The organism is Trinickia sp. (assembly GCF_051953405.1).
Taxonomy (GTDB): domain Bacteria; phylum Pseudomonadota; class Gammaproteobacteria; order Burkholderiales; family Burkholderiaceae; genus Trinickia.
The window spans coordinates 46,217-69,274 of the sequence record NZ_JBQCIV010000103.1; the positions used below are offsets into that span (position 1 = coordinate 46,217).

Annotated in this window: 19 protein-coding genes, 1 tRNA gene and 1 pseudogene; 15 read left to right on the plus strand and 6 right to left on the minus strand. The window is 63.1% G+C overall.

Annotation, left to right across the window (positions count from 1 at the left end):
• Nucleotides 1-5: 5 nt before the first annotated feature.
• From ACTHN9_RS17845 to ACTHN9_RS17875, 7 genes are all read left to right on the plus strand, one after another.
• Nucleotides 6-977 carry a C-terminal binding protein gene (locus ACTHN9_RS17845; RefSeq protein ID WP_440538097.1) on the plus strand — a complete coding sequence of 324 codons (972 nt, stop codon included), beginning with the start codon at nt 6-8 and terminating at the stop codon, nt 975-977.
• A gap of 20 nt (nt 978-997) precedes the next feature.
• Nucleotides 998-1,987, plus strand: coding sequence for a KamA family radical SAM protein (locus ACTHN9_RS17850; protein WP_440538098.1), 990 nt, complete (start codon nt 998-1,000; stop codon nt 1,985-1,987).
• 21 nt (nt 1,988-2,008) lie between these two features.
• On the plus strand, nt 2,009-2,977 hold the full coding sequence (locus ACTHN9_RS17855; RefSeq protein WP_440538099.1) for a DMT family transporter: 969 nt from the start codon (nt 2,009-2,011) through the stop codon (nt 2,975-2,977).
• 250 nt (nt 2,978-3,227) lie between these two features.
• Nucleotides 3,228-3,782 (plus strand): hypothetical protein, encoded by a 555-nt coding sequence (locus tag ACTHN9_RS17860; RefSeq protein WP_440538100.1) that lies wholly within the window; start codon nt 3,228-3,230, stop codon nt 3,780-3,782.
• Between the two features lie 119 nt (nt 3,783-3,901).
• Entirely contained in the window at nt 3,902-4,474 is a 573-nt protein-coding gene (locus ACTHN9_RS17865) for an autotransporter outer membrane beta-barrel domain-containing protein (protein ID WP_440538101.1), read from the plus strand.
• A 488-nt stretch (nt 4,475-4,962) separates the two neighbouring features.
• Nucleotides 4,963-6,693 (plus strand): asparagine synthetase B family protein, encoded by a 1,731-nt coding sequence (locus ACTHN9_RS17870; RefSeq protein ID WP_440538102.1) that lies wholly within the window; start codon nt 4,963-4,965, stop codon nt 6,691-6,693.
• The gene (locus tag ACTHN9_RS17875) at nt 6,668-7,543 is read left to right on the plus strand and encodes a DMT family transporter (RefSeq protein WP_440538103.1); all 876 of its coding nucleotides are present in this window, start codon (nt 6,668-6,670) and stop codon (nt 7,541-7,543) included. Before ACTHN9_RS17870 ends, ACTHN9_RS17875 begins: the two co-directional genes overlap by 26 nt.
• A gap of 256 nt (nt 7,544-7,799) precedes the next feature.
• Here the strand turns inward: ACTHN9_RS17875 and ACTHN9_RS17880 are convergent.
• A pseudogene (locus ACTHN9_RS17880) lies at nt 7,800-7,922 on the minus strand (BrnA antitoxin family protein); the annotation flags it as partial.
• A 410-nt stretch (nt 7,923-8,332) separates the two neighbouring features.
• A tRNA-Lys gene (locus ACTHN9_RS17885) sits at nt 8,333-8,408 on the minus strand.
• A 272-nt stretch (nt 8,409-8,680) separates the two neighbouring features.
• On the opposite strand from ACTHN9_RS17885, the gene ACTHN9_RS17890 reads away from it, so the two are divergent.
• Entirely contained in the window at nt 8,681-9,085 is a 405-nt protein-coding gene (locus tag ACTHN9_RS17890; protein WP_440538104.1) for a PaaI family thioesterase, read from the plus strand.
• A 44-nt stretch (nt 9,086-9,129) separates the two neighbouring features.
• Nucleotides 9,130-10,005 carry a patatin-like phospholipase family protein gene (locus ACTHN9_RS17895; RefSeq protein WP_440538105.1) on the plus strand — a complete coding sequence of 292 codons (876 nt, stop codon included), beginning with the start codon at nt 9,130-9,132 and terminating at the stop codon, nt 10,003-10,005.
• Between the two features lie 85 nt (nt 10,006-10,090).
• Here ACTHN9_RS17895 and ACTHN9_RS17900 read toward each other — a convergent pair whose 3' ends face one another.
• The gene (locus ACTHN9_RS17900; protein WP_440538106.1) at nt 10,091-11,104 is read right to left on the minus strand and encodes a D-2-hydroxyacid dehydrogenase family protein; all 1,014 of its coding nucleotides are present in this window, start codon (nt 11,102-11,104) and stop codon (nt 10,091-10,093) included.
• A gap of 376 nt (nt 11,105-11,480) precedes the next feature.
• On the opposite strand from ACTHN9_RS17900, the gene ACTHN9_RS17905 reads away from it, so the two are divergent.
• Nucleotides 11,481-13,340: a phosphoenolpyruvate carboxykinase (GTP) gene (locus ACTHN9_RS17905; protein ID WP_440538107.1), complete on the plus strand. Its 1,860-nt coding sequence runs from the start codon at nt 11,481-11,483 to the stop codon at nt 13,338-13,340.
• Nucleotides 13,341-13,612: 272 nt separating this feature from the next.
• On the plus strand, nt 13,613-14,707 hold the full coding sequence (locus ACTHN9_RS17910; RefSeq protein ID WP_440538108.1) for a LysR family transcriptional regulator: 1,095 nt from the start codon (nt 13,613-13,615) through the stop codon (nt 14,705-14,707).
• A gap of 150 nt (nt 14,708-14,857) precedes the next feature.
• Here the strand turns inward: ACTHN9_RS17910 and ACTHN9_RS17915 are convergent, their stop codons facing one another.
• The 3 genes from ACTHN9_RS17915 to dprA all read right to left on the minus strand — a co-directional run bounded on the left by ACTHN9_RS17915 (nt 14,858) and on the right by dprA (nt 19,501).
• A complete protein-coding gene (locus ACTHN9_RS17915) occupies nt 14,858-17,521 on the minus strand; it encodes a DNA topoisomerase III (RefSeq protein WP_440538109.1) in 2,664 nt (887 codons plus the stop codon).
• Nucleotides 17,522-17,768: 247 nt separating this feature from the next.
• Nucleotides 17,769-18,146, minus strand: coding sequence for a thioredoxin family protein (locus ACTHN9_RS17920; protein ID WP_440538110.1), 378 nt, complete (start codon nt 18,144-18,146; stop codon nt 17,769-17,771).
• 74 nt (nt 18,147-18,220) lie between these two features.
• The gene (gene dprA, locus ACTHN9_RS17925) at nt 18,221-19,501 is read right to left on the minus strand and encodes a DNA-processing protein DprA (protein ID WP_440538111.1); all 1,281 of its coding nucleotides are present in this window, start codon (nt 19,499-19,501) and stop codon (nt 18,221-18,223) included.
• Nucleotides 19,502-19,745: 244 nt separating this feature from the next.
• On the opposite strand from dprA, the gene def reads away from it, so the two are divergent.
• The 4 genes from def to htpX all read left to right on the plus strand — a co-directional run bounded on the left by def (nt 19,746) and on the right by htpX (nt 23,017).
• Entirely contained in the window at nt 19,746-20,249 is a 504-nt protein-coding gene (gene def, locus ACTHN9_RS17930) for a peptide deformylase (RefSeq protein ID WP_440538112.1), read from the plus strand.
• 31 nt (nt 20,250-20,280) lie between these two features.
• Nucleotides 20,281-21,276, plus strand: a complete 996-nt coding sequence (gene fmt, locus ACTHN9_RS17935) for a methionyl-tRNA formyltransferase (RefSeq protein ID WP_440538113.1) — start codon at nt 20,281-20,283, stop codon at nt 21,274-21,276.
• A gap of 106 nt (nt 21,277-21,382) precedes the next feature.
• Nucleotides 21,383-22,033 carry a LysE family translocator gene (locus ACTHN9_RS17940; protein WP_440538114.1) on the plus strand — a complete coding sequence of 217 codons (651 nt, stop codon included), beginning with the start codon at nt 21,383-21,385 and terminating at the stop codon, nt 22,031-22,033.
• Nucleotides 22,034-22,159: 126 nt separating this feature from the next.
• Entirely contained in the window at nt 22,160-23,017 is an 858-nt protein-coding gene (gene htpX, locus ACTHN9_RS17945; RefSeq protein ID WP_440538115.1) for a zinc metalloprotease HtpX, read from the plus strand.
• Nucleotides 23,018-23,058 lie beyond the last annotated feature (41 nt).

Consider the following 23,058-nt stretch of genomic DNA (forward strand, 5'->3'; position numbering starts at 1 on the left):
CGGAAATGGCAACGATCTACATCGTCGATTCGACCTTTGAGCATCACTTTCCTGCCCCAGCCGTCGAGGCGTCCATCCTTGAGGGGCATCGCGTGAACTTGCGGCACATCGCCAGCCAGGAGGAATTGGCGAGCCTGCCGCTGGAGCAGATCGAGATGCTGCTGCTATGGGCTTGCGTGCCGGCGATCCGGATCGACCGTTCGATCGTCGCGCGCCTGGCCCACTGCAAGGCGATCGTGAAGGTGGCAGTGGGCTTCGACAACATCGACCTCGACGCAACCCGCGAGCGCGGCATCGACGTGTTCAACGTGCCCGACTACGGCACCGAGGAGGTGGCCGACCATGCGATGGCGCTGCTGCTGTCCATGTCGCGCAGGCTCGCGCACATGAACGGTCTTGCCAAGGCCAGCAATTGGGACTGGAAAACGATCGGCACCGCCAGCCGTATTCGCGGCACCACGCTTGGCATCGTCGGCTTCGGGCGGATCGGCGGTGCGCTCGCCCGCCGCGCCATGCCGTTCGGCATGGACGTCAGCTTCTACGATCCCTACGTGCCGAGCGGCATCGAGAAAACCTTTGGCGTGCGCCGCTGCAACGACCTGGCGAGCCTGCTGCATGAGGCCGATCACCTGTCCATCCACTGTTCGCTCAACGATACGTCGTATCGCTTGCTCGGGCGCGCTCAGTTCGATCGGATGAAGCGCGGCGTGCTGATCGTCAACACGGCGCGCGGGGCGATCATCGACACCGATGCGCTGGTGGATGCCCTCTCGGCGGGCATTGTCGCCGGCGCGGGGCTCGACGTGATCGAGAACGAACCGGCTGTCGATCCGCGCCTCGCGCGTCTCGACAGCGTCACGCTGACCGCTCATTCGGCGTTCTACACAAAGGAGTCGTTGCTGGAAATGCGTGAAACGTCCGCGCGCATGGCCGTTGAGATATTGAACGGCAAGCGCCCGCGAAACCTCGTCAACTGAGTCATCGGGAAAGGAACGACATGAATACGCTTGCGAACGTCGCGGGTGAAGAAAAGGAAACGAGATTCTCCGAGAAGATGACGCCCTACGTCAGATCGCTCGCGGAAAAGAGCGTAGCGATCAGACAGATGTACGTACTCGATCCCGCGCGCGAGAAGATCGACGCGGATCTGTCTGTGGACTTGCTCAACGAGAAGAAGTCGACGCCGATCTTCGGCACCGTCAGGAAGTACGACGGTCAGATCCTAGTATTGCTCTCGTACACCTGCGCATCGAATTGCCGATATTGCGAGCGGCAGGACCGGGTGGGCGTCGGCCTCGACACCGAGGGGCATCTGAAGATGGAGCAGATCGACCGCATTGTCGAATACATCCGCAACGATTCGTCGCTCTACGAGGTCATTGCCAGCGGTGGCGATCCGCTTTCTAACCCGAAGGGGCTCGAATACCTATTCACGCAGTTGCAGACGGTGGAGCACGTCAAGGTGCTGCGGATCCATACGCGCTTTCCGATGCAGAACCCGTCGAAGGTAAAGCTCGACTTGATGGCGCGGCTCGCGCGCCTGCGCGAGACGGTTTACCTGAGCCTGCACATCGATCATCCGGACGAATTGCAAACGGAGATCGTCGAGTTGATCCGCAAGTTCAGGGCGATGGGCTACGTCCTGCTTTCCCAGTCGGTGTTCCTTAAGGGCGTGAACGATGATGTCGACACGCTCAAGCGGCTATTCCTGACATTGTTCGAACTCGGCGTCCGCCCCTACTACATCTACCACGGACAGGAGGTGACCTCGACGAAGCGGTTCGTGATGTCGCTGGAGGACGAGATCGCAATCATGACCCAGCTTCGCAACGATTTGTCGGGCCTCGCCTTCCCGCAACACGTCATCGACATTCCCGGGGCGTCGGGCAAGGTGATCGTGCCGAGCGACCACTGGGAAAAGAACACCGGTGTCGTCGCCGACTTCGAAGGCAAGCGTCTCAGGACGGACAACTGGCAACCCGCCTGACCGAACGAAGGAGCATGAATCATGTCCCAGCGAATGCTGACCGACCAGGGCGGTGCCGTCCGTCGACTGGGCAGCTATGGCTGCCTGGCGCTTGCGATGACGCTGACGGGCGTTTATGTCAGCGTGTGTAAGCCGCTTGGCGCCCAACTGCCGATCTTCCTGCTGGCTTGGCTGCGATTTTGCATCGCGGCCGTCGCGGTGTTGCGCTGGTTGCCCGTGCCGGCCGGCACGCCGCCGTTGTCGTGGAAATCGCGGGGGCTGTTGTTCTTGCAGTCGTTCTTCGGCAACTTCCTCTTCACGATCTGCATGCTCTATGGGCTGCGGCTGACCTCGACCGTTTCGGCCGGCGTTATCCTCGCGTGCATTCCGGCGGCGGTGGCCTTGCTCAGCCGGGTGTTTTTGCGCGAGCGCATCGGCACCCGGATGCTCGCCAGCATTGCGCTAGGCGTAGCCGGGGTCGCCATCCTTTCGTTGGCGCAGGCGCGCCAGGAAGGGAGCGATGGCGCGGCGGGGGCCGGCCATCTTGCGTGGCTCGGCAACTTGCTGGTGCTCGTCACTGTGTTCTGCGAGGCCGCGTATGTCGTGATCGGCAAGAAGCTGACCGAGAACGTTTCGCCGAAACGGGTGGCTGCCCTGATCAACCTGAGCGGGCTGGTGCTGTTCACGTTGCCGGGCCTGTATCAGGCGCGCGGCTTCGATTTTGCGCGGATCACGCCCCACCTGTGGGCACTGCTGGTGTTCTACGCGTTGGCGGCGAGCATCGTCTGCGTATGGCTGTGGATGACGGGGCTCAAAGGCGTACCCGCCTCGCAAAGCGGCGTATTCACGGTGATGCTGCCGGTCGGCGCGACGCTGACCGGCGTACTCTTCCTCGACGAGCGATTCACGCCGCTGCATCTGGTGGCGTTCGCGATGGCGATCTGCGGTCTGATCATGGCCACCACACGGCCGGCCGCGTCGAAACTGCGGGGGGGCCACGCGGCACCGTGACGAGCCGGCGCATTGGGTGGCATTGCGCTGCCGGAGAAACCGGGGCATCCAAATCGGGTCGGTCCTCGGCGGCTCGCGGCCTTGGACTTTCGCCAAGGCCCACCTCGTGGGTCTCGATCGCCGCGTGTCAGTTCGTCGTTTGTCGTCCCGGCCGTTGGCGGCTGCCCGGCCGAGTGCGACCTCTATCCGAACTTCGTGAGATAGAATGCGCGCCATCTGCACTTACGAGGCGACGGTCGGCCTGATTAAGATGAAACGCGTCCTCTTGTCGGTTGTACTCTTTGCCGTGTGCGCCTCGCTGCGCGCCGCTGGCCTGCCGGCGGCTATCGTGGCGCAGCTACCTGCGGGTTACGAACCCATGGTGTTCCACGCGGGCCCACAGATGGACGGCGGCCGTCATAGCTGGCTCGTCGTCGTCCACCGGCGAGGCGACTCGGCGGATAACCCATCGCCACGTCCGCTGATGATCTTCGAGGAACAGGCAGGCGGTGAGTACCGGCTTTCCGCACGCAATGATGCAGTCGTACTGCGTGCTGACGAAGGGGGCCAATGCGATCCGTTCGAGGACGGCGATAACGGACTGGCGGTGAAAGGCCGCTACTTTACGGTGCAAAACGGTATCGCTTGCGGCCAACACTGGACCGACTTCATCACGTTTCGTTACGATCTACCGCGCCGCGGGTGGTTCTTCGATAACGAGATCCGTACTTCTTTCAATCCGCTCGACGATACGCAGGACACGACCGACATGAAGCGTGCGAACCGCGCAAAACCGGTCGCGTTCGAGGATTGGCGCGCTGACTGAATTGGCGGATTGAAGACGTCTACGTACGTTGAGCAGACACTCGCCGGTTGAAACCGCCTACCGCCGTCCTGCTCGAATTAACAGCCTCTTGATGGAAATCAGCTCGCCCTATCGGCCCGGTGAATCTCGCAGCAACGTTCGGCGCGGGGCTGGATTTCCTGTCGCAGAAACGTCCCTTCGGCACGCAGGGGACCGCGCACGGCGATCACATGGGCCAGGAGTTCAACGCCGGCGCCCAGGCGAGCTTGCCGATGATGCTCGGCGGCGTGACGGTGACGCCGCGTGTGGGGCTGCGCTATGCGTACTTTCATGCGAACGGCTTCAGCGAGAAAGGTGCGGGCGGTCAAAATTTGAGCGTCGGCACGGACAACGCGCGCAGCCTTCAGCCGTATGCGGACATCGCGCTCGATAAGGCGTTCGGCGATGCGCTCCGGCCGATCGATGCCGAATTTCGTATCGGCTATGCGCACGAACTGCTCGATGCGAACCGGGCGGTGAGCGTGGCGTCGCAGGATGGCACGCTGTTCATGGCGTCAGGCACGAGCCTGCCGCGTGGTTATCTCACGGCAGGGGCAAGCGTGACGCTGCATCCCAGGAAGAACCTGGATGTATCGCTAAGCTACGACACCGTCGTCGACACAACGCATGCATCTGCGCAGGAAGGCCGCATTCGGGTGGGCTACCGGTTCTGATCGTGGTCCGTGATGGTGGTCCGGCTGTCGTGCCGGGCCCTCACGCCTGCCGCCAGCCACGGAGAGGCGGAAAGTGCCTGCTGGCAGTCGGCTCGTTGGCGATCGTTCGATCGCCCGAGGGCGCGTCGCCTCATTGCGTATTACGAAAGCAAAGATCTGATTCGCTGCCTCTGCTTTGCGGCCACCTCCGGCAGCGTGCTTGGCGTGACCACACGCGCCAACTTCCGCGACAGGCCAGCCGTTGCCCACGCCCGACATGGCTTCGTGTTTCGAGATTCCCTGCGGCGGATCTTTTGTCTCGATGCGTTCGCGCGCAGCGTCGCGAAACGCCGGTAGCGCTGCTCGACTCGAGCACAACCTCTCAATTCTGATAGTTCAACAAAGGAAGATTCCGTGTAACAGTGCGCGCCGACCCGCGATGGGTCGTCACAGGGCTGATCGTCACGTAATTGTGTCCCCTTCTTTTTAGAGAACAACAAATGTGCAGAATGTTTGGCTTATTCGGACAAGTCACGTACGGCAAAGCCATCCAATCCATAGAATATTTGCGCCCCGGCGGGCCCGACGAGCAGAACATTCGCTTTTTACGGACGGGTCTGCTCGGCCATACACGCTTATCTATTAATGGCCTGCCAAACGGCAGTCAGCCTTACGCACTCGATGGCCGACATTGCTTATTCGTCGGGGAGATCTACAATCACCGGGAACTGTCGGCCACGTACGGGATCGCGCGGCGTCCAGGCGATTCCGACGGCTCCGTCATCTTGCCGTTGTTCGAGCGTTTCGGTCCGCGGTTCGTCGAACGTCTCGAAGGAATGTTCGCGATTGCTATCGTCGATACACGGCAAAACGATAAGCTTTATTTGTACACAGACAGCGTTGCTGTCAAACCTGTGTACTATAAGCATTCGACCGGCAGCTTAAGCTTTGCCTCCGAAATAGAGGCGCTTCCGAATCTGGACGAATCCGACAGGATAGTCGATGCATCGAGCTTCGATACTTATGCGACGTTTCGAGCATTTCTCGGCGCGCAAACGATTTTCCCGACAATCAAGGTGCTCGAGCCCGCGACATACTTGACATTCGACGGAGCCCACATTTCCGTGTGCCACTATGTGCCGTCGCACGAGCAGTCGTTGCCCCAACGTTACGAAGCCCCGCAATTCTTCGAAGACGTTCATCGCGCCGTCGCGTGGACGACCGATGCCGACGTGCCACTTTGCTCGACCTTGTCGGGCGGCATCGACTCCAGCCTCGTCGCCTCACTCGCCCGACGCTCCCCTAAAATGACGGATGCATTCAACGTCTGGTATGAAGGCGACTGGCAAGAAGATGAAACGATGTATGCCAAGACGGTGGCGGAGCGGGCGGATATCGGTTACCACCAGGTGACGGTCGAAAACCAACGCTTTCCCGATCTCGTCCGGCGAATGTGCAGGGCGTTGAGCCAACCAAACGCGGCTGCGCATTGCCTTAGCACCTTCAGGTTATATGAAGCAATTTCCCACGCGGGATTTCGCGTCGCCCTCGTCGGTGAGGGTGCCGATGATTTTTTTGGCGGATATGACCGCATGGTTACGGTCGCCACCGCGCCCGAGCAAGAGGAAGCACTGTCTGCATACATCGGCGATTTAGCTGCCATACCCAGCACCTTGCGAACGCGCTTGATCGAGCCTCACGCTGTCGATATGAAATACGCCATGGCCTTGAAGGACTTCATCCGCGGCTTACCCGGGAGTACGTGGTTCCGTAAGATTCTGCAGTTCGAAGCAAAGCATCGGCTCCCCTACTACATCCTTCATCGCGTAGACGCGCTCAGCATGGCGCACTCGGTCGAAGCACGCGTTCCCTTTTGCCTTCCCTCGGTCTATCGGCATTCATTGGTGTCCGCGGATGATCAGTTAGTGGATCGGCAAGCCCGAAAGCGGCCCATCTACGAGTGTGCGCGCGGTATCTTGCCCGACGCGATTCTAGCTCGGCACAAGCAGCCCTTCCTGCTCCCCATCGCCGGAATGTTGCGACCGGGGTTTCCGATCTTCGAATATCTGATGGACACCTTACACTCGTCGTGCCGAACGCTCGACTTCGTCAAAAAGGAAGTGCTGCTTAAATGCGTAGAAGAGAACGTGAATCGCCCGACAACGTCGCTCGGCAATTCGATTTGGGCTTGGTTGATCTTCGAGGTATGGGCCGATGAGCACGACATCACGTTCCGTTAAACCCGAGGTCATCGCCTCGATTCTGCTATGTCCGATCAGCCTAGCGGGCATGGGCATGTTCCTCAAAGCAGCCAAGGGCGTGCCCGAATCGGTGCTGTTGCTCGCACGCTTCGGCGTGCCTGCACTGATTTATTGGGGGTTGCTTGCTTTCAGGCGCTATCCGTTCTCGCGCATTCGACCGCACAAACATCTGTTGCGGGCGCTGCTCGGGTTCTTGTCGGTGTCCTGCCTGTTTGCAGCCATCGCGCGAGTGCCGCTATCGACAGCGTTGTGTCTGTCGTACACGCTGCCGTTTTTTGCCTACGCAATGGCTTTGCTTTCGGGACGAGAGCGGCTAGATACCCGGGGCCTGTTCGTTATCGGGGCACTCGTCGGCGTGACGTGCATTACCAATCCGAGCGCACATGCCGATCTTCTCGGCATTGCACTCGCGCTGGCGTCGGCGCTGTTCGGGGCGATCGCACTTTATGAAATCAAACGCGTTGCGCGATCCGAGGATTCCGATGCCGTCCTCCTCATGTACTTCACGATCTCGACCATCGGATTGACCCTGTACATCGCGTTCTTCGACAAAAGTGCGATGCAGAGGATGGACACCGTGCCGTGGGCAATGCTGGCACTCATCGGCATTTGCGGTCTGCTCTATCAGGTGGGGCTCGTCACATCGCTGAAGCAAGTATCGGTGTCCCTCGTATCGATGTTTCTCCTGCTCTCGGTCGGGATCAGCTTCGCTGGGGATTGGCTCTTGTTCAAATCCGCGTTCACCCCCGTGGGAACGCTCGGTTTAGTCGTCATGGCGGCTAGCATTCTCGGCTTCCAATATTTCGAGGCTTCTACGCAACAGCGGTGAGCCGCGATGTCCTTGATGATCGCGAACGCCCATATTATGGGCATCGATTGGCGGCATGGCGTGGCCAGACCTCAAAGCCAAAAATGCGCTCGATTTCCGCTTCGTTCGCCGCGGCGTTGCAGTGCAACCTCGGGATGTACTGAACGAGAAGCGCACGCGCTTGACAGCGTCTCGCTGGTAGACGGGATTGGGGGCGCAGTAGATAGACGAATTGCGAGCGGTACCAGCCGTCATCGCCTTCTTCTTAAGCGTTTCTTTAGGCCGCCCCGTGCAGCATGCCATGCGATTCCGCCCACTCGCGTAACGCTTGATTCATTCGAGTTTGCCAGCCCTCGCCCTGTGCTCTGTAGGCTTCGATGACGTCGAGATCGATGCGCAGATTTTTAGGACTAGTGGTTGCCCGGTCCTACTTGAACCAGCGTCGCGGCGACGGCCGCTCGCGCTCAAGGCGGTTTGTCTCGTCCATCCGGACAGCGGGTTTTTCCCAGGACAACCCTGTCGACGGTGACAGAGCTTTCGCGTGTCACACCCGCACGCAGCGCTTTGCCTTAGCGGATTCCCTGTGGATCTGTATGTCCGCAGGGTTGTGCGGCGCATACGACGCGAATGCCGAAGGCTCGCGTATTCGGCGCGGACCTACTTTCCAGGTATGCGTATGGCGGCGGAGGGGGCTCGTCGATATGTATCGACATGGATTGATGTAGACGCAAAATGCCTACACCACGCCTACACGAAACCCAAAAAGCAAAAAGCCCAGCCGGGTAGGCTGGGCTAAGTGCTTGAATTCTTTGGTGGGGCGTGAGTGACTCGAACACTCGACCTACGGATTAAGAGTCCGCTGCTCTACCAACTGAGCTAACGCCCCAACAGACTGCGAATTATGCAGGACTTTTTTATGCTTGCCTAGTCCCTTTCATCATTTTTTCCAAAATTCTTCGCCGGCCACCCCTCAACCGCCGCACAACACCGCTTCCAGCCCCTCACCCCCCCCTCGCCCTGCGCCCTTGTCCGATACGATCGTTCGCCTCCCGGTATGATGGCGGCACCGCACCGCCGGCCCCGCGCGACGTCCGCGCCCGCGCGCTGCCCTATGCGAGCGCCGACCCGCGCATCGACGCCGGCCACAGGAGACACCCCGTGACAGAATCCGCCATTCTCGATCTGCTCGACCGCGTCCTCGCTCCCTGGGTGCGCTCGCGCGCGCTCAAGCCGGTTGCCGTCTCCGAGGAAAGCGCCACTCTCCGGTTACCGTTTTCGGGCGAATTCCGCCACTCGGGCGGTGTCATATGCGGCCAAGTCTTCATGGCGGCGGCCGATACGGCCATGATCGTCGCCATCTCGGCCGCGCTAGGGGAATTCCGGCCGATGACCACGGTCTCGCTCAACATCCATTTCATGCGCGCCGTTCGCAAAGGCGACGTGCTCGTGACCGCGCGCGTGCTGCGCATGGGCCGCAATCTCGTCTTCGGCGAAATCGAACTCGTCGACGAAGAAGGCAAGATGGCCGTCCACGCCACCACCACCTACGCGCTCGTCAACTGAACTCGCGGCGCCTCGCCGCGCACCCACCGACAAAGGAATTGCCCATGTTCGATCAAGTCGTGTTCGCCGGTGGCGGCAACCGCTGCTGGTGGCAAGCCGGCTTCTGGGACGTCGTCCAACCCGAACTCGGGCTCGCCCCTCGCGTCATCACGGCGATCTCGGCCGGCGCGGCCACGGCGTGCATGCTCTACACGCGCGACTCGGAATGGGTCATGCGCTATTACGAAGACGCGCTTCGCCACAATAAGAAAAACGTCTATTGGGCCAATCTCTGGCGTCGCGGCGCCGCCGTCTTCCCGCATTACGCAATCTATCGGCAAGCCTTGCTCGATATCTACGGCGAGCCTTTCGACAAGCTTGCCCGGGCGCCCGAAATTCGCGTCGGCGTGTCGCGCGTGCCGCGCTGGCTCGGCGCGCGCGCGTCGGTGGCCGCCGGCCTCGTCGCCTACAACATCGATAAGCACGTCCGTAAAGTGCTGCACCCGACGCTCGGCCGCAAACTCGGTTTTCGCCCGGAGTTCGTGCGCGTGCAAGATTGCTTCGTTGTCGACGAACTGGCCGACCTGATCCTGCAATCGTCTTGCACGCCGCCGTTTACGCCCGTGCTACGGCGAAACGGTCGCCCCGTGCTCGACGGCGGCATGGTCGACAACGTCCCGGTCGATGCGCTCGACGACACGCCGGGCCAGGTGCTCGTCATGGTCACGCGCCGCTATCCACGTCCGCAGATGTTCGTCGTCGCGCACGGCGCCCAGCAGCGGCTATACGTGCAGCCTTCGCGCAAGGTGCCGATTTCGAGCTGGGATTACACCCAGCCCGCGTTGATGCGCCCCGCCTACGACCTCGGCCGGGCCGACGGCGAGGCATTCCTCGCCCGTCTGCCGCAGATATCCGAACTCGTCGCGCGGCAAGAAGCGTAAGCCAGATGCGCCCGGCGACGGTGCACGGATCGCAATCGGACCGCGAGCCGACGCCGACGACGCCTCAGGGCCGCCCCACGCCGCCTCAACGCCGCCGCACGACGCTCAGCGCCTCTTGATTGACGACGCTCGATACGTCCCCTTGGTCGAATGCGAGGATGTTCTTGAACGCCGCGCTGAAGTAAAGCTCGTAGCTCTCGCGCTCCACATAGCCGATGTGCGGCGTGCAAATCACATTCTCCATCCGCAAGAGGCCGTAGCCTTGCAGGATCGGTTCGCTTTCGTAGACGTCGATGGCCACCATCCCCGGCCGGTTATGCGATAGCGCATTGACGAGCGCGTTCTCTTCGAGCAGTTCGGCGCGGCTCGTGTTGACGAACAGCGCCGTGGGCTTCATCCGCAGCAGGTCGGCTTGCTTGACGATGCCGCGCGTGTCGTCGTGCAAGCGCAAATGCAGCGTCAACACGTCGCTTTCCTCGAAGAGCGCCTCGCGGCTCGTGGCCACGTCGAAGCCGTCGGCCTTTGCCGCCTCGAGCGAATGTTCGCGCCCCCAAATCAGCACGCGCATGCCGAATGCTTTGCCGTACCCGGCTACGAGGCGGCCGATCTTGCCGTACCCCCAAATACCGAGCGTCTGTCCGCGCAGCACGGTGCCGAGCCCGAAGTTCGGCGGCAGCGCCGACGTCTTCAAGCCCGATTGCTGCCAGGCGCCTTGCTTCAAGTTGGCAACGTACTGAGGAATGCGGCGTTGTGCCGCCATGATGAGCGCCCACGTTAGCTCGGCCGGTGCAATGGGCGAGCCGACGCCTTCGAGCACAGCGATGCCGCGCTCGGTACAGGCGTCCAAATCGATATGGTTCGACACTTTGCCGGTTTGGCTGATCATCCGCAAATGCGGAAGCTTGTCGAGCAACTGCGAGGTCACGCGCGTGCGTTCTCGGATCAGCACCAAGGCATCGACCTCCGCGAGCCGGCTAGCCAACTGTCCGAGGCCCCGCACCGTGTTATTGAACACTTTGACGTCATGGCTGGTCAGTAGCTGGAAGCAATCGAGTTTGCGGACGGCGTCTTGGTAATCGTCGAGAATGGCAATCTTCATAGGGTAGGGAGTGATGTTTTGCAGTGCACGATGGACACAATAGACGCAGTGATATGCTTGTCGGTTCCAACCCCTGTCAAAGGAGTACAAGCTGGCATGAGCGATGCGACGCCCAAGGTCACGATGCTCACGGCTTTCACTAGGCAGGACCGCTTCTTTTTAACAGCTTGTCGCGCGAACGCGCAAGCCGCGGATAACGCGCGCGCACCGACCGTCTCAAACGGCAACCATGCGCCGCGCGCTCGCAGGCAAGCTGTCCCGCTCCTGACGCACTCGTTCGTTCGCGCAGCGTACGCGCACGAACGCGCCTCTCGCATGCAGCGTCAGCGAGCCAAGCCCGTTTCCTTCTTAACGATCACAAAACGGAGACTGCTCGATGAACCATCCCGCCTTTGGAGGCGCTGCCACACTTGAAGCACCCGCTTACGTCAAACATCGCAAGCTGATCGATTGGGTTCAGCGTATCGCCGCGCTCGCGAAGCCCGATCGCATTGTCTGGTGCGACGGCTCGCAGGAGGAAAACGATCGTCTGTGCGAACAAATGGTCGCGGCCGGCACGCTCAAGCGCTTGAATCCCGAGAAGCGTCCGAATTCGTACCTGGCCTGTTCGGACCCGTCCGACGTGGCTCGCGTCGAGGATCGCACGTTCATTTGTTCCGAGCACCGCGACGATGCGGGGCCCACCAACAACTGGACGGAGCCGTCGGAGATGCGTGCGACGCTCGAGGGCCTGTTCGACGGCGCCATGCGTGGCCGTACGCTTTATGTCGTCCCGTTTTCGATGGGGCCGATCGGTTCGCCGATCGCCCATATCGGCATCGAATTGACCGATAGTCCCTACGTTGTCGTCAACATGCGGATCATGACGCGCATGGGACGCAAGGTATACGACGTGCTGGGCACCGATGGCGATTTCGTGCCGTGCGTGCATTCCGTCGGCGCCCCGCTCGCCGAGGGGCAGGCCGATGTTCCGTGGCCCTGCAATTCGACCAAATATATCGTCCATTTCCCTGAAGCGCGCGAGATCTGGAGTTTCGGTTCGGGCTACGGCGGCAACGCGCTGCTCGGCAAGAAGTGCTTCGCGCTGCGCATTGCGTCGACGATGGGGCGCAAGGAAGGCTGGCTGGCCGAGCACATGCTGATCCTGACCGTCACGTCGAACGAAGGTCGCCAGTATCGTGTGGCGGCGGCCTTCCCGTCGGCCTGCGGCAAGACGAACTTCGCGATGCTGATTCCGCCGCGCTCGATGGACGGCTGGTCGATCTCGACGATCGGCGACGACATCGCCTGGATCAAGCCGGGCAAGGATGGGCGGCTCTATGCGATCAACCCGGAGGCGGGCTACTTCGGCGTCGCCCCCGGCACGAGCGAGAAGACGAACTACAACGCGATGGCAACCCTCAAGGCCAACGTGATCTTCACGAACGTCGCACTGACCGACGACGGCGACGTCTGGTGGGAAGGGATGACGGACACGCCGCCCGCTCACCTTATCGATTGGCAGGGCCGGGACTGGACGCCTGAAATCGCCAAGGAAACGGGCCGCAAGGCCGCGCATCCGAACGCGCGCTTCACGGCGCCCGCGTCGCAATGCCCGTCGGTCGATCCCGATTGGGAGAATCCGGCGGGCGTGCCGATCGACGCCTTTATCTTCGGCGGCCGGCGCTCGGGCACGGTGCCGCTCGTCACGGAAGCTCGCAACTGGGTCGAAGGCGTCTACATGGCCGCCACGATGGGCTCGGAAACCACAGCGGCGGCAGCCGGCCAGCAAGGCGTCGTGCGGCGCGATCCGTTCGCGATGCTGCCGTTTTGCGGCTACCACATGGGCGATTACTTCGATCACTGGCTCAAAGTGGGGGAGCGCCTCGACGCGCTGGGCGCGAAACTGCCGAAGATCTTTTGCGTCAACTGGTTCCGCAAGGGGCCGGACGGCAAGTTCGTGTGGCCGGGCTTCGGCGAGAACATGCGCGTCTTGCGTTGGATGATCGGGCGCGTGGAGGGCCGAGCCACGGGTGCGGACCATGCGTTCGGCGTGTCGCCGCGCTATGAAGATATCGACTGGAACGGGCTCGATTTCACGCGCGAGCAGTTCGATCAGGTGATTTCCGTCGACGATTCGGACTGGCGGCGCGAACTCGCGCTGCATGCGGAATTTTTCGATTCGTTACGGCACCGGCTGCCCGCTGCGCTGACGCAAACCAAGGCCGAAATCGAAAACCGTCTGACCGCGGCCTGACCGCCGTGGTGCACGGCTCGGCGCTCCGACGGGCGCCGAGCCGCCCCAATCTGCGACCGCCTTCGGGCGGTTTCTTTTTGCGCGCGGGCATCCCGCCGCCCGCTCGGATTTCCACGATGTGAATTTCCGCAACGATCTCTTACCGCTTATTTCTTGCTACGAAACAAAACTGGGGGATGCGCGCAACTCTGCGCGCGTTTCAAAGTCGTAGGACAATCACGGATTGGCTCAGGAATTTTTTTCTGGGTAACAACAAGCGGCAGGAGTCGTCAATGGATCATTTGCAGTCAATGCGTGTGTTCGTGAAAGTGGCGGATCTCGGCAGTTTCGCTCGTGCAGCTGGCGCGATGGATATCTCCAACGCCGTCGCGACGCGTCACGTCGCCGATCTCGAAAGCCGCCTCGGCACGCGCCTGCTCAACCGCACTACACGCAGTCTCTCGCTGACCGAATCGGGCCAGGTCTATCTCGAACGTGCCCGCCAAATTCTCGACGAACTCGAAGATGTCGAGCAGATGGTCGTCGCGCGCAACCACGAGCCGGTGGGCACGTTGCGGATCGTCGCGCCGGTGGTCTTCGGCTTGCACAACCTTGCGCCGGTGCTGCAGACGTATTCGCAGCGATATCCGAAAGTCGTGCCGGATCTGACGCTGGTCGACCGCAGTGTCGATTTGGTTGAGGAAGGATTCGACGTCGGCATCGTCATTGCGCAGAAAGTGCGCAGCGCGAGCATCGTCACGCGCCGGCTCACGACGGGGTGCATGATTGTTTGCGCCACGCCCGCCTATCTGGAAAAGCACGGCACGCCCACGCGTCCGGAGGAACTGCTCGACCACGCGTGCTTGAGCTTGCCGACCGAATATTGGGGCGACGAACGCGTCTTTACGGGGCCGGAAGGCGAGGTGCGCGTTCGGCCGTCGAACGTCATTGTCGCGAATAACACCGAGATGCTTCGTCAGTTTGCGCTGCTCGATATGGGCATCGCGATCTTGCCGAGCTATTTGATCGGCAGCGACGCGACGCGCGGCAACCTCGTGCGCGTGTTGGCCGACTACCGGCTGCCGCAGGTCGAAATCAACATCGGCTACCCGAGCCGGCGTCACTTGCCGGCCAAGGTGCGCACGTTCATCGATCACCTGGTCGAGCACTTCAGCCAAACGCCGAACGGCACGCTCGGCGAGTTGTGGCTGAAGGATGCGCCGTTGGTGAGTGCCCCGGCGTTGCCGCGCGTGGAAGCGGGCGAGGGCGACGACGAGGTGTTCGACACCGAAGGCGAGAACGAGGCGTTCGGTAGCCGGCGGGAGAGCACGCTGCGCAAGATGACTCGATCGCCGCGCGGACGGATGAGTACGCCGTCGCCGTTGTAGGGCGGGTGTTTGGCGCGTCGCCCTTGGTCTGCGGGTGGGGGCGATATCTAGCGCGCGGCGTTCTGGCGCCTACCTCCGTACGAATTGCGGGGAAAAAAAGCGAGCGCAGGTGCGCTCGCTTTATCGACTAGAGGTACGGAACCGCTCAGGTCACGCGCTGACCTTGCGTCCAGCAGCCTTCTTGGCCGGCGTTTTAGCGGCAGTTTTCACCGCCGTTTTCGCCGCGGTTTTGCCAGCCGCCTTCTTGGCCGGCGCCGCCGTAGCCGTTGCCGCTTCGTCCGCACCTTCGGCCGGCTCGCTCGCGCCCGCCGCCGCACCCTTGCGGGCCGCCGTCTTAGCCGCCGTCTTCGCCGAGGGCTCCTTCTTCTCGAATTCGAAGCCGATCTTGCCGTCGCTTTGCTTAACGAGGTAAGCCTTAAAGTTGCGGCCCGTACGCGACGACTTGAAGTTCGTCAGCAATTCGGTACGGCCCTCGCCCAGCAGCTTCGCCATCTGCTCGCGCGCAATCTCCTGCTGCAAGATCACCTTGCCGGAACGGAAATCGCACGTCTTCGGGTTCGCCACCGAGTTCTCGCAGACATAGCTCATGCCGTGCTCGAACACACGCGCATGGCATTTCGGGCACGCGCCGACACTCTCCTGCGCCGAGAAATCGGGTGCTTCGCCGTCCTCGCCGCCCGCATCCTGACCGAAATCGAACTCGAGCTTGTAGTTCTTCGTCTCGTCGTCGAACGTCAGCTTGAGAATGGCCGAGAACGGCCGCCCCATCTTGCTGCGAAAGCCCGACAGCGGCCCGATCGACTTTTGCGCCAGCAACGTCTCGACTTCCTCGGTCTCGAATTGTCGGCTGCCCGGAATCTTCGAAATCGAAAACTCGCATTGCGTGCAAGCGAACCGGCGATAGTTCTCTTTAACCTGCCCGCCGCAGTTCGGGCATGGCGTCGCGAGCGTGACGTAATCGCCGGGAATCGTGTCGGAGTCGTACTCCTTCGCGCGTTTGACGATCGTCTGCGTCATGCGCGCGATTTCCTGCATGAACGTATCGCGCGCAAGCTTGCCGCGCTCCATCTGCGCCAGCTTGTATTCCCACTCCCCCGTCAGCTCCGGCGCGGTCAGTTCTTTCACGCCGAGCCCGCGCAACAGCGTCGTGAGCTGGAACGCCTTCGCCGTCGGGATCAGGTCGCGGCCTTCGCGCACGAGGTATTTCTCGCCGAGCAGCCCTTCGATGATGGCCGCCCGCGTGGCCGGCGTGCCGAGCCCCTTGGCCGCCATCGCTTCGCGCAGTTCGTCGTCTTCCACGAGCTTGCCCGCGCCTTCCATCGCCGAGAGCAGCGTCGCTTCGTTGTAGCGCGCCGGCGGTTTCGTGGTCAGGCCGTGTGCGGCGATCTTGTCCGTCTTGACCTTCTCGTCCTTTTGCACCGGCACGAGGTTGGCATCCTCGCCACTGGTTTCACGACCGTAAATCTGCAACCAGCCGGGCTCCACCAGCACCTTGCCCTCGGTCTTGAAGTGATGTCCCGCCACTTCGGTGATCCGCGTCGTCACGCGATATTCCGCCGCAGGGAAAAACACGGCCAAGAAGCGTTTGACGACAAGGTCGTACAGCTTTTGTTCGGGCTCCGAGAGCGCCTTCGGCGCTTGCAGCGTGGGAATGATGGCGAAGTGATCGCTGATCTTCGAATTGTCGAAGATGCGCTTGTTCGGTTTGACCCATCCCTTGTCGAGCGCCTGCTTCGCGAACGGCAGGTAGTTGTTGCTCTCCTTGAGCATCTCGAGCGTGCTCTTGACCGTGGCGAGGTAATCCTCGGGCAGCGCGCGGGCGTCGGTACGCGGGTAGGTCAGCACTTTGTGCTTTTCGTACAGCGCCTGGGCAAGCCCCAGCGTGTTCTTCGCCGAGAAGCCGAAGCGGCCGTTGGCCTCCCGCTGCAAGCTCGTCAAGTCGAACAGCTGCGGCGAGAGCTGCGTCGAGGGCTTCGATTCCTCGCTGACCGTGCCGATTTGATCGCGGCATGCCGCCACGACCGTTTCGGCGGCGGGCAAGCTCCACAGCCGAGAGTCGCGCTTCTCGGGATCGGTCTCGTCGCGCTTGAATTTCGGGTCGAACCAGCGGCCTTCATAGAACCCGCCTGCGCAGACGAATTCGGCACGCACTTCCCAGTAATCGCGCGGCACGAAGTGGCGGATCTTCTCTTCGCGCTCGACGACGATCGAGAGCGTCGGCGTTTGCACGCGCCCCACCGTCGTCAAGAAAAAGCCGCCGCCCTTGCTGTTGAACGCTGTCATCGCGCGCGTGCCGTTGATGCCGACCAGCCAGTCGGCTTCGGAGCGGCAGCGCGCGGCGTCCGCCAGCGGCTGCATGTCCGCGTCGCTGCGCAGATGCGCGAACCCGTCGCGGATCGCCGCCGGCGTCATCGATTGCAGCCAAAGCCGCTGAACCGGCTTCTTGGCATTCGCGTGCTGCGCGATGAGGCGGAAAATCAGCTCGCCCTCGCGCCCCGCGTCGCAGGCGTTGATGAGACGCTCGACGTCCTTGCGCTTGATCAGCTTGGTCAAGACCTTCAGCCGCGATTCGCTCTTGGCGATCGGGTTCAGGTCGAAATGCGGCGGAATCACGGGCAGGTGGGCGAAGCTCCATTTGCCCCGCTTGACTTCGTATTCTTCGGGCGCGGCGATCTCGAGCAGATGGCCGACCGCCGAGGAGAGCACGTACTCGTCGCTCTCGTAGTACTCGTCATGTTTGGCGAAGCCGCCGAGTGCGCGCGCGATGTCGTTCGCGACCGAGGGCTTCTCCGCAATGATCAGTGCTTTGGACATGACAGGATTAATGTAGTGACCGGGGATCGACCCCGGATTGTGTTCCCTTCAACGACCGCTTTATAGCACACGGCGCGCAACCGGCGGTCTGTCGCCCGAAAAAGCGTGGGGCCGGCGCTTACCCGCCGGCACCGGTTGCCAGGCCAAGATGCGTGCGGCGCGAGCCTTGGCGGACGGCGGACCGGCGTGCTTTGTGTGCACGGAATGTGCCACGGGGCGCGATCGCCCAGGGGCGCCGGCAAGCCGATCAAACGGCGGCGAGCGCCGGGCGCACCTTCGGCGCGCCGACGGCATCCGGCAAGGCGGTCAGGTCCGACAGCAGGCGTTCCGCGATCGCGCCGTGCGGTAAAACCGTCCCGAAAAAACGCGCTGTCGTGTCGTCTTCGATCAGCAGCGTCGGAAAGTTCTCGACGTCCAGGTCGTCGAAGCGGTCGGCGTGCGTTTCGATGTCGATCCAGACGAAGCACATGTCGGGATGCGCGTCGGCCAACCGGTCGAACGTTTCCCGGTATTCGCGGCAGGTGCCGCACCATTGGGCGCACAAACAAGCGACGAGCAGCGTATTCGGGTCGTTGACGCGCTCGGCGATCCGGTCTGAGTCGGTGTCCAGGTTCAGCGCGGGCATGATGCGTTCCTTCTTTCTCTAGCCTGTAGCGGTTTTGGGGACTGTAGCACGTCGGATTCGGCCGTCGGTACGCATCATTGCGGTGTGCACCGCAGGTAACGGCCCCCCGGCAGCACGGCGAGACACCCGCCCAGTTCGAGTTCGAGCAGCGCGCCTTGCAGCGCCGCGCTGTCCATTTCGGTGCGGGCGGCGAGAATTTCAAGGGCGGCCGGCGCATGTCCCAGCGCCTCGAGCACGCGCGTCGCATCGGCGGAAAACGCGCGCCTCGGGCGCGCGGCCAACTCGGGCGGCACGTCGAACAGCGGCAACGTGTGCCGCGACGGCGAATGCCGAGGCCGGCGCCCGCCTGGCGGCGGTGGTGGCGGCGGCGGGCCCGGCGCGGCCGCGCCAAGAGGTTCCGATTTGCCCGTTTCGTGCCGCCGCGGGGCCCGCGTTTTCGGGGGGGCGGCGATGGGCGCCGGTGCCAAGCCGAGCCCTTCGAGCACGTCCTGCGGCGTTTCGGTCAGCATGGCGCCGTCTTTGATCAACTGGTGGCACCCGCGCGAAAGCGGCGCGTGGATGGACCCGGGGATCGCGAAGACGTCGCGGCCCATTTCGTTGGCGAGGCGGGCGGTGATGAGCGAGCCCGAGCGCAACGCCGCCTCGACGATCAGCACGCCCTTCGTCATGCCTGCGATGAGCCGGTTGCGCTGCGGGAAGTGGGCCGGCTTGGCCGGCGTCCCGAGTGGCCATTCGGAGACGATGGCGCCATGCATCGCGATTGCCTGCGCCAGCCTTCGATGTGCGGTGGGATACACGATATCGGCACCGGTGCCGACGACCGCCACAGTGCGGCCGCCGGCCTCGAGCGCGCCGCGATGGGCGGCGGCATCGACTCCGAGCGCCAGGCCGGAGACGATGACGAGCCCCTCGCCGGCGAGCGCGCGCGCGAAGCGTCCGGCGTCTTCGGTGCCCTGCGGCGTCGCACTTCGGCTGCCGACAATCGCCAGGCTTGGCGCGTGCAAGCACTCGAGCCGGCCGCAGACGTAAAGCAGCGGCGGCGGATCGTGCATGGTCAGCAGCGCGGGCGGGTACGCCGGATCGTCGAGCGCGAGCAGCGCGTTTTCGGGCTGTGCGCACCAGGCAAGCGTTCGTTCGAGCAGTTCGCCGACATCCGCACGCGCCGCCGCGGCGACACTGCGCGCGAGTTCGGCCCCCGCGATCCGCGCAAGCTCGCCGGGCGGCCCGGCCAGCAGCGCTTGAGCGTCCCCGAACGCCGCCAGCAAGGCGCGCAGCGGTGCCGGCGCGAGCGTGCGAATGCTTGCGAGCGCGAGCCATGCGCGCACGCTCGACGCGGTCATCGATCGTGCATGCATCGCCGCGGCTCCGCGCCCCGGCGCCAGCGGACTCGCGAGCGCCGTGATAAAATTTTCACCATCCGAAATACCCCAGACAAACTAGCCGATGCGCGCGCTCGTCGATTCTGCAAGCGCTCCGACGGCGCGCGCGGTTCGGCGTATCTTCGATAAACGGCGAGGGTCGCGCTAGCCGGCCGAACGGCCAAACGACCCGCGGCGCGACGATGCGCATCCCGGCTAACTCGCAACGACTTTTGACACCATGGCTTTACTGAGCATCCTCAATTACCCCGACAAGCGGCTGCATAAGGTCGCCAAACCGGTCGCGAAGGTCGACGACCGGATCCGCAAGCTCGTCGCCGACATGGCCGAGACGATGTACGCCGCCCCCGGCGTGGGCTTGGCCGCGACGCAGGTCGATGTGCACGAGCGCGTGATTGTCATCGACGTGTCCGAGACGCACGACCAACTGCGCGCGTTCATCAATCCCGAAATCGTGTGGTCGAGCGACGAGCGCCGGATCAACGAGGAAGGGTGCTTGTCGGTGCCCGGCGTCTATGACGAAGTCGAACGCGCGGAGCGCGTGCGCGTGCGTGCGCTCAACGAGAAAGGCGAGGCGTTCGAACTCGATTGCGAGGGTCTGCTGGCCGTGTGTATTCAGCACGAAATGGATCATTTGATGGGGCGCGTGTTCGTCGAATATCTGTCGCCGCTCAAGCAGACGCGCATCAAGACGAAGATGAAGAAGCTCGCGCACGCGATGTAACGCGCATCCCTTATCCGTTTTTGCCCCGCCCATGACCCACACGCTGCGCGTCGTCTTCGCAGGCACGCCCGAGTTCGCCGCCGCCGCGCTGGCGGCCATTTACGAAGCCGGCTTCCCGGTTCCGCTCGTCCTGACGCAGCCGGATCGGCCCGCCGGACGCGGCATGAAGCTGCAGGCGAGCCCCGTCAAACGCTATGCGTTCGAGCATGGGCTCGAGGTGGCGCAGCCGCCGTCGTTGCGCCGCACGGGCAAGTTTCCCGTCGACGCCGCCGCGGCCGTCGATCGGCTGCGCGAGACGCCGCACGACGTCATGGTCGTCGCCGCCTACGGCTTGCTGCTGCCGCAGGAAGTCCTCGATATCCCGCCGCACGGCTGCATCAACATCCACGCGTCGCTGCTGCCGCGTTGGCGCGGTGCCGCGCCGATCCACCGTGCACTCGAAGCCGGCGACACCGAAACGGGCATCACGCTGATGCAAATGGATGCGGGGCTCGATACGGGGGCCATGATCGAGGTGGCGCGCACACCCATCGAGCCGACCGATACGACCGCGACGTTGCACGACAAGCTGGCCGAGCAAGGCGCGCGGCTCATCGTCCAAGCGCTCTCGACGCTCGAGCGGACGGGCGCCTTGGCGGTGACGCCGCAGCCCGTCGAGGGCGTGACGTACGCGAGCAAGATCGGCAAGCACGAAGCGGCGCTCGACTGGCGCGCCCCCGCTGCGGTACTGGCGCGGCAGGTGCGCGCGTTCGATCCGTTTCCGGGCGGCGCCGCGGTGCTTGCGGACGGCACGACGCTGAAAATCTGGGCGGCGCAAGCCGTCGATGCGGCGCACCTGGGCGCGCAAGCCGAGCCCAGCACGATTGTCTCGGTCTCGCCCGACGGCGTGGTCGTCGCCTGCGGCGAAGGCCTGCTCCGGCTCACGCAGCTACAGAAGCCGGGCGGCAAACGCTTGGCCGCACGCGAGTTTCTTGCCGGCATGACGCTCGAGGCCGGTCAGCGCCTGCGGCTGCCCGAATCCGCTTAAACGCCGGCGGCCGTCCGTGTGTCGCGCGGGCGATGCACGCGCCGGCGCCGTCGTGCGATCATCGCGGCACGAAGCATTTAACCGAGGAACCGAGGAGAGTTCGAGCATGTTCGGCATCGTCCATTTTTCGTTTTTCGTCGCCGCGGTGTTTCTGCTTAACGTGACGCCGGGCCCCGATACCGCTTACATCGTTGGCCGTAGCGTTGCGCAGGGCCGCGGGGCGGGTCTCATGTCCGCGCTCGGCATTTGTACGGGCTGCTGCGTGCATACGGTCGCCTGCGCCTTCGGGCTCACGGCCTTGCTGGCGGCGTCCGCCACGGCATTTACCGTCATCAAGTTCGCCGGCGCGATCTACTTGATCTATCTAGGCGTGCGGCTTGCCTTCGCATCGCCCGCCAAAGCTCAGTCTGATCAGGGCGAATCGAGCGAGGATCCGGCGCAACCCGCCCGGCCGCTCAAGCAACTGTATCTGCAAGGGTTCTGGACCAACGTCCTGAATCCGAAGGTCGTGCTCTTTTTCGTCTCGTTCTTTCCTCAGTTCGTATCGAGCGACAGCGAGCACAAAGCGCTGGCTTTCCTGACGCTCGGCGGCGTCTTCGTCGCGATGAGTATCGTCTGGTGCCTGTTCCTGGTCTGGGTCGCGAGCGGCGTGACGCGCAGCCTCGGCGGCAAGCCCGTCGTCAAGAAATGGCTCGACCGTGTGGTGGGCAGCGCCTTCGTCGGTTTGGGGCTGCGGCTTGCGGCCGCGCAGCGCTGAGCGCCGATTTCCGCGGCACGCGGCGCGCATAACCGTTTCCTGACGAATCGCTTACAATTGAGCGCGACGCCCGCGCGGGCCTAGGTCGGGCTCGTCGTCGGGGCACAAACGGAAAAAGGAGTGCACATGTTCAATTGGGTCAAAACCGCGATGCTGATGGCCGCGATCACGGCCCTGTTCGTCGCAATCGGCGGAATGATCGGCGGCACGCGCGGCATGGCGTTCGCGTTCGTGATCGCGCTGGCGATGAACTTCTTCTCGTACTGGTTCTCGGACAAGATGGTCCTGAGGATGTACAACGCCCAGGAAGTGGACGAGACGAGCGCGCCGCAGTTTTATCGTATGGTGCGCGAACTGGCGACGCGTGCGGGCTTGCCGATGCCGCGCGTGTACCTCATCAACGAAGACGCGCCCAACGCCTTCGCAACAGGGCGCAATCCGGAGCACGCGGCCGTCGCCGCGACCACCGGCATTTTGCGCATCTTGTCCGAACGCGAAATGCGCGGCGTGATGGCGCACGAGCTGTCGCACGTGAAGCACCGGGATATCTTGATCTCGACGATCTCCGCGACGATGGCCGGTGCGATTTCGGCGCTGGCCAATTTCGCGATGTTTTTTGGCGGGCGCGACGAGCAAGGGCGTCCGGCCAACCCGATCGCGGGTATCGCCGTCGCGTTGCTCGCACCGATCGCCGCGGCGATGATACAGATGGCCATCTTGCGAGCCCGCGAGTTCGAGGCCGATCGGGCCGGCGCGCAAATCTCGGGCGATCCGCAGGCGCTGGCTTCGGCGCTCGATAAAATCCACCGGTTCGCTTCCGGCATTCCGTTCGCCGCGGCCGAGGCACACCCGACCACCGCGCAAATGATGATCCTCAATCCGCTCTCGAGCGGCGGCGTGGCGAATCTGTTTTCGACCCACCCCGCGACGGAGGAACGTATTGCGCGCCTCATGGAAATGGCGCGCACGGGCCGCTACGACTGAGGCGGCTGAGCGGCGCGCAATCGGCGTGCAATCCGCGCGCA